General features: G+C 60.8%; 16 protein-coding genes and 1 pseudogene. 7 read left to right on the forward strand and 10 right to left on the reverse strand.

The features are described from left to right. Positions 1–262 precede the first annotated feature (262 nt). The 3 genes from prfB to RJQ10_RS14630 all read left to right on the forward strand — a co-directional run bounded on the left by prfB (position 263) and on the right by RJQ10_RS14630 (position 3,564). Positions 263–1,361 (forward strand): peptide chain release factor 2 gene (prfB, locus tag RJQ10_RS14620; protein WP_350147886.1). Its coding sequence is split into 2 segments (ribosomal slippage): positions 263–337 and positions 339–1,361, totalling 1,098 coding nucleotides; the frame shifts between segments, so codons are not numbered across the junction. An 8-nt stretch (positions 1,362–1,369) separates the two neighbouring features. Next, entirely contained in the window at positions 1,370–2,866 is a 1,497-nt protein-coding gene (gene lysS, locus RJQ10_RS14625; protein ID WP_350147888.1) for a lysine--tRNA ligase, read from the forward strand. Between the two features lie 77 nt (positions 2,867–2,943). Further along, the gene (locus tag RJQ10_RS14630; RefSeq protein WP_350147890.1) at positions 2,944–3,564 is read left to right on the forward strand and encodes a hypothetical protein; all 621 of its coding nucleotides are present in this window, start codon (positions 2,944–2,946) and stop codon (positions 3,562–3,564) included. On the opposite strand, the gene RJQ10_RS14635 is transcribed toward RJQ10_RS14630, so the two are convergent. The 3 genes from RJQ10_RS14635 to RJQ10_RS14645 are packed head-to-tail and all read right to left on the reverse strand — an operon-like array spanning position 3,512 to position 6,868. Then, positions 3,512–5,050, reverse strand: a complete 1,539-nt coding sequence (locus RJQ10_RS14635; RefSeq protein WP_350147892.1) for a sensor histidine kinase — start codon at positions 5,048–5,050, stop codon at positions 3,512–3,514. The two genes, RJQ10_RS14630 and RJQ10_RS14635, sit on opposite strands and share 53 nt — an antisense overlap. Continuing rightward, the gene (locus tag RJQ10_RS14640) at positions 5,047–5,421 is read right to left on the reverse strand and encodes a response regulator (RefSeq protein ID WP_350147894.1); all 375 of its coding nucleotides are present in this window, start codon (positions 5,419–5,421) and stop codon (positions 5,047–5,049) included. The genes RJQ10_RS14635 and RJQ10_RS14640 overlap by 4 nt, the downstream gene beginning before the upstream one ends. Next, entirely contained in the window at positions 5,414–6,868 is a 1,455-nt protein-coding gene (locus tag RJQ10_RS14645; RefSeq protein WP_350147896.1) for an adenylate/guanylate cyclase domain-containing protein, read from the reverse strand. Before RJQ10_RS14645 ends, RJQ10_RS14640 begins: the two co-directional genes overlap by 8 nt. A 221-nt stretch (positions 6,869–7,089) precedes the next feature. Between RJQ10_RS14645 and RJQ10_RS14650 the strand changes: the two genes are divergently transcribed. After that, a complete protein-coding gene (locus RJQ10_RS14650; protein ID WP_350147898.1) occupies positions 7,090–7,737 on the forward strand; it encodes a Crp/Fnr family transcriptional regulator in 648 nt (215 codons plus the stop codon). A 2-nt stretch (positions 7,738–7,739) separates the two neighbouring features. Here RJQ10_RS14650 and xseA read toward each other — a convergent pair whose 3' ends face one another. Continuing rightward, a complete protein-coding gene (gene xseA, locus RJQ10_RS14655) occupies positions 7,740–9,089 on the reverse strand; it encodes an exodeoxyribonuclease VII large subunit (protein WP_350147900.1) in 1,350 nt (449 codons plus the stop codon). A 76-nt stretch (positions 9,090–9,165) separates the two neighbouring features. Here xseA and guaB point away from each other — a divergent pair, with 76 nt between their 5' ends. Both guaB and guaA read left to right on the forward strand, forming a co-directional pair. Then, complete coding sequence (guaB, locus tag RJQ10_RS14660) at positions 9,166–10,635, forward strand: IMP dehydrogenase (protein ID WP_350147902.1); 1,470 nt, start codon at positions 9,166–9,168, stop codon at positions 10,633–10,635. Positions 10,636–10,647: 12 nt separating this feature from the next. Next, positions 10,648–12,225, forward strand: coding sequence for a glutamine-hydrolyzing GMP synthase (gene guaA / locus RJQ10_RS14665; RefSeq protein WP_350147904.1), 1,578 nt, complete (start codon positions 10,648–10,650; stop codon positions 12,223–12,225). Positions 12,226–12,429: 204 nt separating this feature from the next. Here the strand turns inward: guaA and RJQ10_RS14670 are convergent, their stop codons facing one another. From RJQ10_RS14670 to RJQ10_RS14680, 3 genes are read right to left on the reverse strand one after another with little or no spacing between them, the layout of a single operon-like run. Next, positions 12,430–13,263 (reverse strand): DUF4437 domain-containing protein, encoded by an 834-nt coding sequence (locus RJQ10_RS14670; RefSeq protein WP_350147906.1) that lies wholly within the window; start codon positions 13,261–13,263, stop codon positions 12,430–12,432. Beyond that, a complete protein-coding gene (locus tag RJQ10_RS14675; RefSeq protein ID WP_350147908.1) occupies positions 13,260–14,066 on the reverse strand; it encodes an SDR family NAD(P)-dependent oxidoreductase in 807 nt (268 codons plus the stop codon). The genes RJQ10_RS14670 and RJQ10_RS14675 overlap by 4 nt, the downstream gene beginning before the upstream one ends. Positions 14,067–14,093: 27 nt before the next feature. Beyond that, the gene (locus RJQ10_RS14680) at positions 14,094–15,131 is read right to left on the reverse strand and encodes a zinc-binding alcohol dehydrogenase family protein (RefSeq protein ID WP_350147910.1); all 1,038 of its coding nucleotides are present in this window, start codon (positions 15,129–15,131) and stop codon (positions 14,094–14,096) included. 103 nt (positions 15,132–15,234) lie between these two features. Here RJQ10_RS14680 and RJQ10_RS14685 point away from each other — a divergent pair, with 103 nt between their 5' ends. Next, entirely contained in the window at positions 15,235–16,170 is a 936-nt protein-coding gene (locus tag RJQ10_RS14685) for a LysR family transcriptional regulator (RefSeq protein ID WP_350147912.1), read from the forward strand. A gap of 101 nt (positions 16,171–16,271) precedes the next feature. Here the strand turns inward: RJQ10_RS14685 and RJQ10_RS14690 are convergent, their stop codons facing one another. The 3 genes and pseudogenes from RJQ10_RS14690 to RJQ10_RS19085 all read right to left on the reverse strand — a co-directional run. After that, on the reverse strand, positions 16,272–16,427 hold the full coding sequence (locus RJQ10_RS14690) for a LysR substrate-binding domain-containing protein (RefSeq protein ID WP_350147914.1): 156 nt from the start codon (positions 16,425–16,427) through the stop codon (positions 16,272–16,274). A gap of 256 nt (positions 16,428–16,683) precedes the next feature. Beyond that, positions 16,684–17,319: pseudogene (locus RJQ10_RS19080) on the reverse strand (transposase); the annotation flags it as partial. Between the two features lie 175 nt (positions 17,320–17,494). Further along, a partial coding sequence (locus tag RJQ10_RS19085; RefSeq protein WP_502880246.1) for a transposase occupies positions 17,495–17,905 on the reverse strand: 411 nt, incomplete at its 5' end.

Here is a 17,905-nt window from a genome sequence, read left to right on the forward strand (position 1 = left end):
GTGCGCGGCCAGACGGCAGCGCAAGATCACCGCAGGAACGCGCGCCGCATGCGCCCGCAATGGAGTAGCGGAGTCCCCGCCTCCCGGAGCGACGCAGCGGCCGCCAGGCCGCCAAGCGAACGAAGCGACCCACGGAGCGACCCACGGAGCGACGCAGCGGCCATCAGGCCGCTACGCGAACGAAGCGCCGCGCGCCTCGGCTGTGGCCTGAAATGCCCGCCTGCGGTACACTGCGCGCCTTTTTCTGCAGGACACCAGGCTCATGCTCGAGATCAATCCGCTGCTACAGACCCTCAAGGACATCGAGGCGCGCACCAGCGTGCTCAGGGGGTATCTTTGACTTCGCCAACCGCAAGGACAGGCTGGCGGAAGTAGAGCTGGAGCTGGCTGAGCCCAGCGTCTGGGACAATCCCGAACGGGCCCAGGAGCTGGGTCGCGAGCGTTCGTCGCTGGAGCAGATCGTCTCCACCATCGAAAAACTCGAGGGCGCTACCGGCGACGCCGCGGACCTGCTGGAGCTGGCCGCGACGGAGGACGATGCAGGTACGGTCGCCGAGGTGAAGTCCGACATTGACCGCCTGGTCAAACTGCTGGAACAGCTGGAATTCCGGCGCATGTTCAGCGGTGAAATGGACGCGACCAACGCGTTCCTGGATATCCAGGCAGGCTCCGGTGGCACCGAGGCCCAGGACTGGGCGGAAATGCTCCTGCGCATGTACCTGCGCTGGGGCGAGGCCAGCGGCTTCAAGACGACCCTGATCGAAGTGTCCGCGGGGGAGGTGGCCGGCATCAAGAGCGCCACCATCCAGTTTGAAGGGGAATATGCCTTCGGCTGGCTGCGCACGGAAACCGGTGTGCACCGCCTGGTGCGCAAGTCGCCCTTCGATTCCGGCAATCGTCGCCATACCTCTTTCGCCTCCGTATTCGTGTCGCCGGAGATCGACGACGACATCGAGATCGACATCAATCCAGCGGATCTGCGGGTGGATACCTACCGCTCCAGCGGCGCCGGCGGCCAGCACGTAAACAAGACCGATTCGGCGGTGCGACTCACCCACAATCCCACCGGGGTGGTGGTGTCCTGCCAGACCGAGCGCTCCCAGCACCAGAACCGCGACCGGGCGATGAAGCTGCTGCGGGCCAAGCTCTATGAACTGGAGGTGCAGAAGCGCAACCAGGTCAAGCAGGCCACCGAGGACAGCAAGGCGGACATCGGCTGGGGCAGCCAGATTCGCTCCTATGTGCTGGATCAGTCGCGGATCAAGGATCTGCGCACCGGCGTCGAAACCAGCAATACCCAGGCGGTGCTGGACGGCGATATTGACCAGTTTATTGAGGCCTCGCTGAAAAAGGGGCTGTAGGACAGAACATGAGTGACCAGGAACAGGCCCCCCGCGGCCCCGAGGACGAAAACAAGCTGATCGCCGAGCGGCGTGGCAAGTTGGCCCAGTTGCGTGTCCAGCGCAATCCGTTCCCCAACGACTTCCGCCGCACCGGTCTCGCCGGGGATCTGCAGCGGGAGTACGGTGCCAGCAGCAAGGAACAGCTGGAGCAGGAAAATCGCCACTACGCGGTCGCCGGGCGCCTGATTCGCAATCGCGGCGCCTTCCTGCTGATCCAGGACGGCTCCGGCCAGATCCAGCTGTATCTCAACCGCCAGGCTCTGGACGAGGCCACTCTGGCCGGGATCAAGAGCTGGGATCTCGGGGATATCGTCTGTGCCAGCGGCCCGATCCACAAGTCCGGCAAGGGCGATCTCTATATCAACATGGAACAGGCCAGATTGTTGACCAAGGCCCTGCGGCCGCTGCCCGACAAATACCACGGCCTGGCGGACCAGGAGCTGCGCTACCGGCAGCGCTATGTGGACCTCATCGTGAACCCGGACTCTCGCGCCGTGTTCCAGCTGCGCTCGAGGATTGTGCGCTTCATTCGCGACTACATGGACGGTCGCGGTTTCATGGAGGTGGAGACCCCCATGATGCAGGTGATCCCCGGCGGTGCGGCGGCGAAGCCCTTCGTGACTCACCACAACGCCCTGGACCTGGACATGTACCTGCGGATCGCGCCGGAACTGTACCTGAAGCGGCTGGTGGTGGGAGGCTTCGAGCAGGTGTACGAAATCAACCGCAGCTTCCGCAACGAGGGCCTGTCGACCCGGCACAATCCCGAGTTCACCATGCTCGAGTTTTACTGGGCCTACGCCGATTACCGCGATGCCATGGACCTGACCGAGGATATGTTCCGGCAGCTGACGGCCGCGGTGCTGGGCAGCACTACCGTGGACTACCAGGGCTCGACCTACGATTTCTCCCGGCCTTTCACCCGGATATCGGTGTTTGACTCCATCCTCCACTACAACCCCGACATCGCCGCGGCCCGGCTTGCTGACGAACAGGGCGCGCGCGCCATCGCCACCGCCCTGGGTATTCCGCTCAAGAACAGCTGGGGGCTGGGCAAGGTGCAGATCGAGATCTTCGAGAAGACAGTCGAACACCGGCTGGACCAGCCCACCTTCATTACCGGCTATCCCACCGAGGTTTCGCCGCTGGCGCGGCGCAGTGACGATGACCCGTTCGTCACCGACCGTTTCGAGTTCTTCGTCGGTGGCCGTGAGCTTGCCAACGGCTTTTCCGAGCTCAATGACGCCGAGGACCAGGCTCAGCGCTTCCGCGACCAGGTGGCGGAGAAAGAGGCGGGCGACGAGGAAGCCATGCACTACGATCACGACTATGTGCGTGCGCTGGAGTACGGCATGCCGCCCACGGCGGGGGAGGGCATAGGCATTGATCGCCTGGTGATGCTGCTGACAGACTCTCCTTCTATCCGCGATGTGCTGTTGTTCCCGCACATGCGTCCGGAGTAGGGCGCGGCCGCGCCCCTTCGCCCCCACTGCGTCGGGTGTTACACTCGCGCCATGACAAACGGTGCAAGGACCCACCTGTGACGGCAACCCTGCCCCCGCTGCTGGCGGCTGCTATCGCCTTGTTGCTGACGGCCTGCGTGACCCCGCCGGAAGCCTCCGGGCCGACATTTGCAGAAGGAACGGCTGCAGAAGGAACGGCGAGCGCGGCCCAGGCTGCGCCGGCGCCCCAGCTCACCCTGAACCTGCCGACCCGCGAGCAGTGCCAGTGCCAGCCGTCGCCCGAACGCGATCAAACCTTTCTCGAGCGCGGCTACCAGGCTTTGAGCCAGGGTGATGCGGTGGTCGCGCTGCAGCATTTTCAGCGCTACAAGCGGCTGGAGACGGCGGCCTCGGCGCAGTGGGAGGCCGACGTCGCCATCGCCTACCTGGCGATGCTGCCCGACAGCCCGCTCTACGACCACGACGCCGCAGAACAGAGCCATCAGTCCCTGGCCAGGCGTTTGCTGCCGGACATGCAGGTGCACACGATGGCGCTGCTGATGCGGGACTCGCTGGCAGCCTTTGCCTTGCTCAACCGGCATATCGCCGATCTGGAAAGCACCAATGCGACGCTCAAGGAAGATCTGGAAAAGCGGGAAGAGGCAATCAGGCGGTTGCGGGAGCTGACTCTGGGGCAGTCGCGGGGATCTCAACCCTGAACTCGGCCCCCTCGCCGGGGGCACTGCTGACACTGATCCGCCCGCCCATGAGCTCGCAGTACTCGCGGCAGATAGCCAGGCCCAGCCCCGTACCACCGTAATTGGCACTGGTCGCGTTTTCGGCCTGGACAAAGGCATTGAATATCCGCCCCTGCTGATCCTCGTTCATACCGATGCCGGTATCCCGGACGCGGAAATCCAGCCACGCGCTGGAGCCTTCGCCGGTGACGCTGGCGCTCAGGTAGATATCGCCACCGAGAGTGAACTTGCAGGCGTTGCTGAGCAGATTGAGGAAAATCTGCCGGAAGCGGGTTGCATCCGAGTACAGTGGCGGCAGTTCCGACCAGTCGGCAGGCAGGTGCAGCTGATTGTCCCGCTGCCGCAAAAGTGGCGCCATGGCGTCGGCGACCTGGCCGAGGATGTCAGCCGCGGTGAAGTGCTCGCAGTGCAGTGCCATCTTGCCGGTTTCGATCTTCGACAGGTCGAGAATGTCGTTGATCAGCGCCAGCAGCTGGCGACCGGAGCGCACGATTTTCTCCAGATCGCGCTGGAACTGTGGCCGGTCCACCTCGCCGGGATCGTCCAGTTCATCGTGCAGCATTTCGCTGTAGCCGATGATGGCGTTCAACGGAGTACGCAGTTCGTGGCTGACATTGGCGAGGAAGCGACTCTTGGCGGCGTTGGCTTCGTCTGCGGCATCCTTGGCTGTGCGCACCTCCTCGATCGCGTTGCCCAACTTGTCCGACATGTCGTTGAAGGCCGCCGCCAGCTCCCCCAGCTCGCCGCGGTCTTCAATACCCTCTATGCGATAGTCGAGGTCGCCGCTGCCGATGCGCTGGGTGCCCCGCTTCAGTCGTTTCAGGGAGCGATTGGTATAGCGCAGCAGAAAAAAGCCGAGGATCGCCGTGAGGAAAATCGAGGTAATGAAACCGATGACGGTGATGCGATCGGTCAGGGCAATGGTGCGATCAATGATACTGGCTCGCTGCACGGCGATGAATGCCTGGCGCTGCTCAAGCTGGCGCAGGTGTTCCAGGGTTTCGACAAATGGCAGTGGGTCGTCCATGTCATCGCTGAACGCCGGATCGTTGTACCTGCGGTAGAACTCCAGCCAGCTGGCCAGCAGGTAGTCGCTGGCCTCCTGCAGGCGCTGGTACTGGGGCCGCGTCACTTCGCTGCTGAGGGCATCCAGTTCGCGGAGTTTGTTGCCAATGGTGTTGATGTCGGCCTCGGCGCGCGCCAGTTCCGCGGCATCGAGCTGATCGCCGGTGGTAGCGCGCAGGGTGGACAGCACCAGGATCTGCTGCCGCTGGTTTTCCAGCATCTGGGCGGCATCGGTGGACAGCTGGGCCGCGGTTACGGAGCTGCGGTAGGCGAGCATGCTCTCATGGCGCGCGTAGCTGCCCCAGAAGTGGGTGCCGACGTTGACCGAAAACAGCACCAGGATTGTACACAGCGACAGGGTAAGGCGGCGACGGAGGCTCACGAGGCGGTCATTCTCCGGATTTTGGCCAGTAGTTCGGGGAAGTCGATGGGCTTGGTGGCGTAATCGTCGCAGCCAGCGGCGAGTGCGCTGCGGCGGTCCGCATCCATTGCGTGGGCGGTAAGCGCGATGATGGGTATATCCCGCAGCTGCTGGTCCTCCCGCGCTCGGCGGCAGGCCGTCCAGCCGTCCATCACCGGCAGGTTCATGTCCATCAACACCAGGGAAGGCCGGGCGCTCGCCATCAGCGCCAGTGCCTGCGCGCCATCCGCGGCGGTAATAACTTCGAAACCGGCGCGGGTCAGGCGCCGGGTCAGCATCTCACAGTTGAGTTCATTGTCCTCGACCAGGAGTACCGGTCCGCGCTCAGTCATGCCCGACCTCCTGGATTCGCTGCACCGTGACCGACTGCTCGATACCGCGAATACTGAGTTCGCGGCGGTGGCTGAGCGCGTATTGCCCCGCCAGCTTCTTCACGGTGCTCTCGGAAACCAGGATTTCGCCACCCTGGCAGTGGTCCTCGATCCGCGAAGTCACGTTCATGGGATGGCCGACGAAGCCGTACTTGCTGCGGCGTTCTGAGCCGATATTGCCGGCGATGACCGATCCTGTATTAAGGGCGATGCCGGTGGTGAGCTCCGGGAGTCCGGCGGTCCTGTTCTCGGCATTGATACCCGCCATGGCCGCCTGCATGGCCAGCGCGCAGCGCACCGCCCGGTCGGCGTCGTCATTCCGTCGCTGGGGCGCGCCAAAGACCGTCAGGATGGCATCGCCGATAAACTCGTCGATGGTGCCATTGTGGGCCATGATGATCTCGGTCATGGTGCCCAGGTAGCGGTTGAGCATGGCGACCACCTGCTGTGGTCCCAGCTGTTCGCTGAGCGTGGTGAAACCGCGGATATCCGACATCATGATGGTCACTTCCCGCAGGTCGCCGCCCAGCTCAAGCCCTTCGGGACGTTCGAGGATTTCCGTGACGATCTCATCTGACAGGTAGCGGCCAAAAGTGGCGCGGATGAACTTCTCGTTGCGCTCAAGCTGCTGCCGGTACTGTTCCTCGCGGTCGTGCCAGCGTTTGCGCTCGATGCCCGCCTTGATCCGGGCCTGCAGCAGTACCGGGTTGAAGGGCTTGAACAGGTAGTCATCGGCGCCCGCTTCGATGCAGCCGACAATACCGTCCATATCCTGGCTGCCGGAAATCACGATCACCGGAGTCGCCCGCCACTCGGGATTCGCCTTGATCCGCCGGAGTACTTCGCGGCCGTCCATATCGGGCATCATCAGGTCCAGCAGAACTACATCAACGTCGGTTTCAGCCATCGTTCGCAGGGCCTCCGCGCCGCTCGCGGCGGTGACCACCAGATGACCGGAACGCGACAGGTAGCGGGCGACCAGCTCGCGGTTCTCCTGCAGGTCATCGACGGCGAGGATGAAGCCGGGTTCAGAGGTAATACTGCGCTGCTGCTGTGGTGCCGACGCCGGTGCCGGGGCGCTGCCGTTGTGGGCTGTGTCCACTGCCTGCAGCAGCCGTGTCAGGCTGTCGCCGAGGGTGCCGGATTCGGCCCCAATGTCCTCCTGCAGCATCTCCGCGTAGCCGCGAATGGCAGCCAGGCTGTTCATCTGGTCGTGATGACTATCGGTTCCCGTAACGGTGACTTGCCGTTCCAGCGCTGTCGCGGCCTGGAACAGGCGCCGCAGGTCCTCATGCACGGCGTTGTCCAGCCCTGCCTCACCCGCTTCCGCGAGGACCCGCAGGTCGCCGACGGCGCGCAGCAGAGCCTGGCTCCAGGGGGCGGGGGTCTGACTGCTGTCGATGCTCACAGGTGGGCGGATCCCGGGTTCGCGGATTGGCTTGCAGTATAGCGATGCTGACTTTACTGTGGAAATCCGCTTTTCGTTCGTTATAGAAATAGAGGATTCAGGTGCGGCTCTGGCCGAGGGAAGGTATTGGCCGTTCGTGCGTGCGTTTCGGCTGGGGTTTGGGGTACTATGGTGACCAGAGCTTCAGGGATCAGGCTTTTCATGGGGCAGGTATAACAGGCATGTTGCAGCAAGTAGAAATCTTCCAGGGTCTCTCCCGGGAGGAACTGGAAGCGCTCGGGAACAGCAGCACGAGTCGCTCCTTTCCCAAAAATACGGTAGTCATCCACGAAAATGATCCGGCGGACTCCCTGTTCGTCATCGAGAGCGGGAAGGTCAAGGTCTACTGTAGCGACAAGAACGGCAAGGAGTTCATCATGAACACCCAGGGCGCCGGAGACTACTTCGGTGAATTGGCCCTGCTCGACGACTCCCTGCGCTCGGCGTCCGTGCGCACGGTGGAGAAGTGCTCCTTCTGCATCATCTACAAGGAAGATTTCAACCGGGTGCTGGACGAGCATCCCAGCATCGCCCGCAAACTGATCAGCAACCTTGCCCAGCGGGTGCGCAAGCTCACCGCCGACGTCAAGAGCCTGGCCCTGCAGGACGTCTACGGCCGGGTGGCGAATGTGCTCATGGATCTCTCGGAAGAGCGTGGTGACGGCACCCTGTTCATCCCGGAAAAGCTGACCCAGCAGGACATCGCGGACCGTGTCGGTGCGTCCCGGGAGATGGTGGCGAGAATCCTCAAGGATCTCACCATTGGTGAATATATCCGCTTCGAGGGTCGCCACATCATCATCAACACACGCCTGCCCGCCAAGTACTAGCGCTACTTTACCTCCAGCCGCAAGCGGCCCGTGGCCAGCCGTGCGTCCAGCAGGTCGCCCGGTGCGACTTCTTCTGCGTCACGGATCACCCGCCCATCCCCATCCGTGAGTATGCTGTAACCCCGGTTCAGGGTGGCCAGGGGGCTGACGGAATCCAGCAGCTGTGACAGGTGGGACAGCCGTGTGCCGGCGTCCTGCAGGGTGCCCCGCATTCCCCGCTGCATCCTCTGCTCCAGCTGTGCCAACTGCTCCTGCAGGCTTCTGACACGGGTCGCGGGCGAGCGCGCCTGCAGGCGGCTTGCCAGCAGCAGCAGGCGACCGCGCTGGTCGCGCAGCAGGGCGCGCTGGGCGCGTCGCAGGCGCTGCTCCAGGTCATCCAGGCGCTGGGACTGCTCGCGCAGCAGATGTCCCGGGTGGCGCAGGCGTTCCCGCAGGTGCTGAAGTTCGCGGTTTGCCTGCCGCAGTTTGACCTGCATGCGTCCGGCGAGGGTGGATTCGAGTCGCGCCAGCTGCGCGGTCCACTCGCGCTGGTCCGGGCTCAGCAGCTCCGCGGCTGCGGAGGGGGTCGCCCCGCGCTGGTCGGCCACCAGGTCGGCGATGCTGACGTCGATCTCGTGGCCGACGGCGCTCACCACCGGCAGGGCGCTGGCGACAATGGCCCTGGCCACGATCTCCTCGTTGAAGGCCCACAGATCCTCCAGCGAGCCGCCGCCCCGGGTCACCAGCAGTGCATCCAGCTCTACCAGCCCCTCGGCCTGCCAGCGGTTGGCGCGCTCGATGGCCGAGCGGATTTCCGCGGCGGCGGTTTCGCCCTGCACCGGCACCGGCAACAGCATAATGGCCATGGCGGGGCAACGACGGCGCAAAACGGTCAGCACATCGTGAATTGCCGCGCCGGTAGGGGAAGTGATCACGCCCAGTTGCCGCACCTGGGCGGGCAGGGGGCGCTTCCGCGCGGCCTCGAATAATCCCTCGGCCAGCAGCTTGTCGCGCAGCCGCTCGAAGGCCGCCTGCAGGGCGCCGGCGCCCGCATGCTCCAGGTATTCCACGATCAGCTGGAACTCGCCGCGCCCCTCGTACAGGGATACCCGGCAGCGCAGGCGGATGGCCATGCCATTGGCGGGTGTCAGGCGCATATGCTGGTTGCGGTTGCGGAACATGGCGCAGCGCACCTGGGCGGCGCTGTCCTTGAGCGTGAAGTACCAGTGGCCGGAGGAGGGGGCGGCAAAATTGCTGATTTCGCCTTCCACCCACAGGTAATCGAAGTGGCTTTCCAGCAGACGCCGCGCTTCCCGGTTCAGCTGGCCTACGGTCAGGGTCGGCGGGGTGGCGGTAACGGGGTGTTGCGGCACGGACTCTGGTTTACCTGTGGTGGTGAGAAGATTTATAATTGCACGTTTAGCTGCAGCCTGCCAGCCGGAGACACCCATGTTGCGTATCGCCCAGGAAGCCCTGACCTTTGATGACGTGTTGCTGCTGCCCGGCTACTCGGAGGTGATTCCCAGCGACGTGTCCCTGCGCACCCGACTGACGCGCGCCATTGAGCTGAATATCCCGCTGGTGTCCGCCGCCATGGACACCGTCACCGAGGGGCGCCTGGCCATTGCCATGGCCCAGGAGGGCGGCATCGGCATCATTCACAAGAGCATGACCATCGCCGATCAGGCGGAGCAGGTGCGCCGGGTCAAGAAATTCGAGAGCGGCGTGGTCAAGGATCCGATCACTATCCAGCAGAATGCGACCCTGGCGGAACTGCGGGAGCTGACCGGCGCCCACGGTATCTCCGGCGTGCCGGTGCTCAACGGCGAGGACCTGGTAGGGATCGTCACCCGTCGCGACACCCGCTTCGAGTCCAACCCCGCCAAGCTGGTGTCGGAGATCATGACCCCCCGCGACAAGCTGGTCACGGTCAAGGAAGGTGCCAGCGCCGAAGAGGTGCAGCGCCTGCTGCACCAGTACCGCATCGAGAAGATCCTGGTGGTCAATGACAAATTCGACCTCCGCGGCATGATTACCGTCAAGGACTTCGACAAGGCGGAGAGCTTTCCGCTGGCCTGCAAGGACTCCTACGGCCAGTTGCGGGTGGGCGCCTCGGTGGGCACCAGCGCGGATACCGACGAGCGGGTCATTGCCCTGGTGCGCGCCGGTGTGGATGTGCTGGTCGTGGACACTGCCCACGGCCATTCCCGCAACGTGATTGATCGGGTGCGCATGATCAAGCGCGACTACCCGTCCATCCAGGTCATCGGTGGCAATATCGCCACCGGCGCCGCCGCACTGGCGCTGGCTGAGGCGGGTGCGGATGCGGTCAAGGTCGGCATCGGCCCGGGCTCCATCTGTACCACCCGGATCGTCACCGGGACCGGCGTGCCACAGATTACCGCCATCTCCAACGTGGTGGCCGCCCTGGAAGGCCGCGATATCCCGGTGATCTCCGACGGTGGTATCCGCTTCTCCGGCGATATCGCCAAGGCCCTGGTGGCCGGTGCCCACTCGGTGATGATGGGCAGCATGTTCGCCGGCACCGAAGAAGCGCCGGGCGAGGTGGAGCTGTTCCAGGGACGTACCTACAAGGCCTACCGCGGCATGGGTTCACTGGGTGCCATGTCCCGCACCCAGGGTTCCTCGGACCGCTACTTCCAGGACGCGGGCAAGGGGGCGGAAAAGCTCGTGCCCGAAGGCATCGAGGGCCGTGTTCCCTACAAGGGCCCGGTATCAGCCATCATCCATCAGCTCATGGGTGGAGTGCGCTCCGCCATGGGCTACACGGGCAGTCGCACCATCGACGATATGCGCACCCGGCCCGAATTCGTCCGGGTCACCTCCGCCGGCATGTCCGAAAGTCATGTCCACGATGTCTCTATCACCAAGGAAGCGCCCAACTATCCCGTGCGCTAGGGCCGAATCTCCATGACAGCAGATATCCACGCCAGCCGGATCCTTATTCTGGATTTCGGGTCCCAGTACACCCAGCTTATTGCCCGCCGGGTGCGGGAGGTCGGGGTGTACAGCGAAATCCGCGCCTTCGACATGAGCGAGAGCGAAATCCGCGCCTTCGCCCCCAGTGGCATTATCCTCTCCGGTGGCCCCGAGTCAGTGCCGGCGCCCGGCTCGCCGCGGGCACCGGATTGCGTGTTCGAGCTGGGGGTCCCGGTGCTCGGTATTTGCTATGGCATGCAGACCATGGCGGCGCAGTTCGGCGGCAAGGTCTCGGCCTCGCCAACCAGCGAATTCGGTTACGCCCAGATCCGCCTGGTAAGCACCACCGGACTGTTTCACGACATCCGCGACCACTTCGACAGTGCCGGCAACAGCCTGCTGGACGTCTGGATGAGTCACGGCGACAAGGTGGTCGAGCTACCGCCGGAATTCGAGCTGGTGGCCGCTACCGACAGCTGCCCCATCGCCGGCATGGCACACCGCAGCAAGCCGTTCTATGGCATCCAGTTTCACCCTGAAGTGACCCATACCCTGCAGGGCAAGCGTATTTTTGAACACTTTGTTCTCGAGCTGTGCGGCTGCGATGCCCTGTGGACACCGGCCAACATTGTCGAGGATGCCATCGCCCGGGTGCGGGATACCGTGGGCAGTGGCAAGGTCCTGCTGGGCTTGTCGGGCGGTGTGGATTCGTCGGTGGTGGCGGCCCTGTTGCACCGCGCCATCGGCGACCAGTTGACCTGCGTGTTTGTCGATAACGGCCTGCTGCGCCTGAACGAAGGTGACCAGGTAATGGAGATGTTCGCGCGCAATATGGGCGTCAAGGTCATTCGCGTCAATGCGGAAGACCTGTTCCTGGGCAAACTGGCCGGCGAGGCGGACCCGGAGGCAAAACGCAAGATTATCGGCAATACCTTTATCGAGGTGTTTGACGACGAAGCCACTAAACTGAAGGACGTGAACTGGCTGGCCCAGGGCACCATCTATCCAGACGTAATCGAATCCGCCGGCGCCAAAACCGGCAAGGCGCATGTGATCAAGTCCCACCACAATGTGGGCGGCCTGCCGGACGACATGGCCATGGAGCTCGTGGAGCCCCTGCGTGAATTGTTCAAGGATGAAGTGCGGCGCATTGGCCTGGAACTGGGCCTGCCCTACGACATGGTGTACCGCCATCCGTTCCCGGGCCCTGGCCTCGGCGTGCGGATTCTGGGCGAAGTGAAAAAGGAATACGCCGAGCTGCTGCGGCGCGCCGATGCAATCTTTATAGAAGAGCTGCACCGCGCGGACTGGTACCACAAAACGAGCCAGGCCTTTGCCGTGTTCCTGCCGGTGAAATCCGTGGGCGTGGTCGGTGATGGCCGCCGCTACGAGTGGGTGATCGCACTGCGTGCCGTGGAAACCGTGGATTTCATGACGGCGCGCTGGGCGCATTTACCCTATGAGTTGCTGGAAACCGTGTCCAACCGGATTATCAATGAAATCTCCGGGGTGTCGCGGGTAACCTATGACGTCAGCAGCAAGCCGCCGGCGACGATTGAGTGGGAGTGACGGGCGACGACAGGCACTCACTGGTAACGTCTGGCATTGACAGGCAGTCATTCAATCCGGCGTCATTACTGCGTTATTCGTTTTGGGTTCGGATCAATTACCCGGAACTACCCGGTTTTTCTATTTCAGCCTCAGGGCATCGACAAGCAAGCTAGACGCTTGTTTGCGCTTTTCTGGCCAGAATCCAGATTGATTGCTCTTTGGCTAATTCGCCAATATATCGTATGTATTGTCGCTGCGAATGTAGAGTGTCGATGCCTGCCCCGGATTGACTGCTATTTCGTGTACGACATGGTCCGTCGAGCCAAAATAACTACCGGGCTCGAGTTTCTTCATGGCTTGCTGATTTTTGTAGTCTATAGTTCCTTCAATAACGATGGCCTTGAACTCATCCGCGTTGGTGCTGATTGTGCCCTCAAAGCTACCGGGAAGTTTCAGCATGGTGCCGCGCAAATTGCCTTCGGCGGCATCACCCCACAAGTAAGCGATCCGAACGTCGGATAAACTGTTTTCATCTTTACTGAATGAATCCAGCCAGACAATATTGGACGGGTGAACGTTCACTGGCCGCTCGCCATTATCGAATGCCTGCCCGGTAGGCTGAACAAGGTATGGGCCACTATTGATTTCGATGTAGGCGATGTTGCTTTTGCCGTTGGCCGCGGTCACATGTGCCTCGCCTGCGGGTTGTGTCCAGAATGATCCGGCAGGTAGCCACATGCTTTCTGCTGCTGGGTCATCGTTATGCAGTTCGCCCTGGATGACGACACCACGGTAGGTGATATTGTGAATGTGGGGCGGTGAAGAAAAGCCCTCGGGAAACTGCAGCAATATACCCGCTGCTGTATTCTTCGTTCTGTCGCCCCATAGATCTGCAGCTCTCGGGCCTTTGTCACCCCTGGCGGGGTTCAGATATCCCCAGGCTACGTCATCTACCGACACTACCTCTGATCGGGGTTCGGATATTTCGGCACGGGCAGTGAATGCCACGCTGAAAATGAGTAAAGGCAGTGCTGTACTTCTACTGATGTTCGTCATAAGCCTCCCAGAGTGTCTTCAATTACGCGTACGACATCGGTGATTTTTTGTGGATTTAAAGCTTCCGGGTGGGGGGTGCTGAATTGTCCTGAGTCATTGTCAAAGTACTGTCCGGATGCGGCCGAAAATTCCTCTGTCAAGGCGGCTCGACAAAGAATGTCAGCGCCTTTTGCCAGGTCACCACCGGTGACGCCAAAGCCTTCCCTGACCATTTTACTACCGAGCATTGAGCCGGGGTTAACTGCAATAATGGCTGGCCCTTTACTATTCAATGCCTGCGATAAACGAATAGACCACATGGTGAGCGCCAGTTTGCTTTGCGCGTAGGCCTCGAATGCATCGGATATCTGAATACGGCCGGCCAGTGCTTCGGTGTTTACTGGAGACTGAGCGGCGGACGACAAACTGATCACGCGCCCGCTTCCCTCAAACAACGATAGCAATCGCTGCGTTAGCAAATACGGGGCGATAGTATTCACTGCAAAGCGTACATCCAGTCCGTCTATGGTTGTCGGCTCTGCAACGCGAAAGACACCGGCATTGTTGATCAGTACATCGAGCTTTGCATGCTGTTGCGCTATCGCCTTGGCGAGCGTTTCCACATCGGCCATAATAGACAGGTCAGCCACATATTTTTCAACGAGCTCGCTATCCGCCTGCCCCGCCAGGTCGGTATACACCTGTTCAAGTTTTCTTGCGTCGCGCCCATGCAGCAGAACCTTGTGTCCCTGCGATATCAATTCTCTCGCGGTTGCGAGGCCGATCCCATCGGTTGACCCGGTAACAAGAATTGTTTTTCGCATCAATAAGCCTCCCACGTGGCGGTGCGGTCAGAAACCCTCAAGTACGATTTTTCCAATCGCACGGCCAGACTCCAGTTCAGAATGCGCCAGCTTGAGGTTCTGGGCATTAATGGTACCCAGTGTCTTACCCGCTGTCGTTTGAATGCTGCCCTGATCTACTAATTCCGAGACCCGGTTCAGCAGGTGGCCTTGCTCTTGCATATCCGCCGCCTGGAACATCGAGCGCGCGAACATAAACTCCCAGTGCAATGAGAGGCTCTTGGGTTTCAGCTTTGCTACGTCAAACGTCTCCGGATCGTCGATCATCGCGATCTTGCCAAACGGTACGAGTAGCTCTGTATAGCTATCGAAATAGGATTGTGTGCCATTCAGACTGGCAACATGGGTAACCTGGCCTATACCGTCGCTCTGCATAAGTGCTTCGAGTTGCGGCTGCAGTGGCTTACTGTGATCTATGACATGATGGGCGCCAAGTTTTCTAACCCACGCGATTGAGCTTTCGCGAGATGCGGTCGCAATGATGGTGGCACCGGTGATTGATCTGGCAAGCTGTAGAAGGATAGAGCCCACGCCGCCAGCCGCGCCGACAACCAATATCACTTCTGCAGAGCGTGATGTGGCGTCCGGGTGTTGCTGCTGGATGCGCAGGTGCTCGAACAACAGTTCCCAGGCGGTGATGGTTGTCAGTGGAAGCGCAGCGGCCTCTGCATTGGAAAGGCTTTTCGGCTTGCGCCCCACCAGCCGCTCATCGACCAGCTGATACTCGGCATTCCCGCCCTGGCGATTGAGGTCGCCCGCATAGAACACCTGATCCCCCGGTTTGAACTGAGTAGCCGATTTACCAGTGGCCACCACCTCACCCACGGTGTCCCAACCGAGGACTTTGTACTGCCCGGGTTCGGGCGCGACATTCTGGCGGATTTTGTAATCCACCGGGTTTACCGCAATGGCATTCACCCTGATGAGCAGGTCACATCCCTCGGCATTGGGTTGGGGCAGCTCGATATCGAGCAAGGATTCCGGGTGGTCGATGGGCAGTGAGTGTTTATACGCGATCGCTTTCATGCTTAGTCTCCAGTGATTGAGTAACTGGGGTGCAGGATAGCGCTTGATTATGGCGCTATATACAGCATAATGAGCGAAACATTATCAAAAAATATTGGATAAGATGCTATTAGAAGACTTGCAAGTCGTACTCAAAGTGGCGGAGTTTCGCAGCATTACCGCAGCCGCCACGCATCTGGATATGCGCACGGCAACGGCCAGTGCCGCACTGAAGCGGGCCGAGGAAGCACTGGGTGCAGAGTTGTTTATTCGCACCACGAGGCAGCTTCGCCTTTCGAGTGCCGGTGAACGCTATATTCCTCAGTGCCAGCAGGCGCTCTCCCTGCTGGAATCGGCCAGGCAAAATATGCGGGATGATCTGGATGTCGTCGAAGGGGAGCTGCGGTTGTCGCTCTCATCGGATTTGGGACGCAACCTCGTGATTCCCTGGCTCGATGACTTTATGCTGACTTACCCTGAAGTCAGCTTAAAGCTGAATATCGGCGACAGTAACATCGACTTCTATCGCGATGCCGTCGACATTGCACTGCGCTACGGGTCACCCAGTGATGCCAGCCTCTACGGATTCAAAATTTGCAATGCCCCTGCATTTTTGTGCGCAACCCTTGACTACCTTGAATCGCAAGGGACCCCGAAACACCCTCACGATCTGGCGGCCCACAACGGCTTATTTTACCAGTTACACGACATTATCTATGATGATTGGACTTTCACGCGCGATTCCACGGACTACAAAATCAAAATGAGCGGAGATCGCGCTGCCAACGACGGCGAGCTGGTCAGGCGCTGGTGTGTTGCGGGTAAAGGCTTGGCTATCAAGTCCTGCCTGGATATGTCGAACGATTTGCTATCAGGTAAAGTGGTAAACGTTATGCCCGAGTTTCAACCACGCGCAACGGAACTCTGGTTGATTTGCCCGAGCAGGCAATCCATTACCCCGGCGGTGCGCCTGCTCCGGGATATGTTGCGGGAAAAGTGCAAAGAAGTATTGAGACTCCTGATAGCGCGCGGGTTGTTGGATGAGAGCGTTCTTGCTTAGTTTTTCGCCAAAACAGCGGTATCAGATCTGTTCAGGCCAAAACCGCCCGATATTGTAAGCCTGACAAGCCCCGGCGAGCCTCGACTCCGCCGCCATCTACCTTACGGATCCAAGAGAAATTCCAACAACAATTTGACCAGACTGCTGCGGTGGCTCGACTCGGGCCACACGGCGTAGATATCGAGCGTCGGTAACGACCATTCTGGCAATACCCGCACGAGACGCCCGGCGGCGAGGTCATCGCTGACTTCACTCAGGGGGAGCTTCTAAGTATAGGGCATATTAACGGCCTATTGAGAGTAGATGCCCTTGTTGATTCTGCCGGCTGGACTTGCAGATCTGTCGAAGTTCCCGCCTGACGACCCCAAAAACTCCGTTCGCGGCATTGAGCATGCTATTCATATCTGCTCATTCCTGAACGATAGCACGCAACAGCTCATGCCATGCGCTTTTCACTGGCTTCCTTGCTGTTGTAGTGCTGTTGTGCCGGAATCGCTTCCCAGCGAAATGCGGCAATACTCCAGGCGGCGCTCTGCTCGGTGGCACCAGCAATCGCCGAGTCGGTGTTTCCTGTTCGTTCTGGCGCAGGTGAGTCAGTATTCGATCGAGAGCCTGCCCCGCTTTACCGGGTATGACGTCCCGGTCCTCTATACAGGCGATCACTCTGACTGAGCCGCCGCAGCGTCCGCAAACTTCGATGTCGATACTGAACACACGTTTTAGGCGCTGGGCCCAGGTCATACCCGATAAAGCGGGGCAGGCTCTTGCGGCATGACGCTCGGCGGCGGTGCGGACTTCTGCGTTGGCGATAGACTTGACGCGTTTTCCGCGCCTGGCTGGCGTGACGGGCCCTCGCCAGCGGTGGTTCGGCGCCAGGACGCCGTGGTAGCGGGGGAGGTTGACGCGAGGTTTGGGGACCAGCGCTGCCAACCGTGCGATGAAATCCACCTGCTCGAATGCCACCTGTGTCGTCCCATCGCGGTAGGGCGTCTTCAGTGTTTAGACCACCTTGCCCGTCGAACTCAGTGAAAGTCGGGGAACTGCTACGGCCGGTCGGGAAATGTAACGAAAAAGGCGCACACGCTTGTCATTTTGATTCCCCTCACAGCTGACCCCTGCGTGCAGGGAAAAGCCGTTGGCCTTGGCCATCCGCTCCAGTCCGAGGTCAGGCTGTCCACTGGGCGGATGGTGCGGATCATGAACGCTTTACGTCCCTGCTGTTGGCCGACGGCAATGCGGTAGGAGATGGAGCTGCCCAGAATCTGAGGCAGGGCCCACCCCGCTTTATCGGGTGTGGCATCGGTCTCTTCAGCAGGGTCGAGGTTCAGCCAGGCGCTCTCAGTGTCCTGCTCCAGTAAGCCTCGGCGCGTTGAAAGCGTGGCGGTCGATTGTCGCAATAGACGTAGACGCCATCCAGGAAAAGGATGTGAAAGTGAATATTCAAGTTGAGAGCGGATCCAAAGCGCTGGATTAGCGTTACGGCCCCGGTAGCGCCATCCTTTCGCGAAAATCCGGCCTTGTGGATCAGGTGGGTCGAAATAGCCCGGTGAACTATACCCAGTACCTTGCCCATCGCTTGAGGGTGGGCGGCGAAAAGGTATCGCAAAGTGAAAGGAAAACTGATGACCCACTTCTTGCATCTTGCGCAATATGCAATTTCTAAATACAATACTCTTGTACCCGGAAGGAAGACTGGGAATTGATCAAGAGCATCAGACACAAAGGGCTGAAGAAA

The sequence above is a fragment of the Haliea sp. genome, assembly GCF_040222615.1.
Lineage (GTDB): Bacteria > Pseudomonadota > Gammaproteobacteria > Pseudomonadales > Halieaceae > Haliea.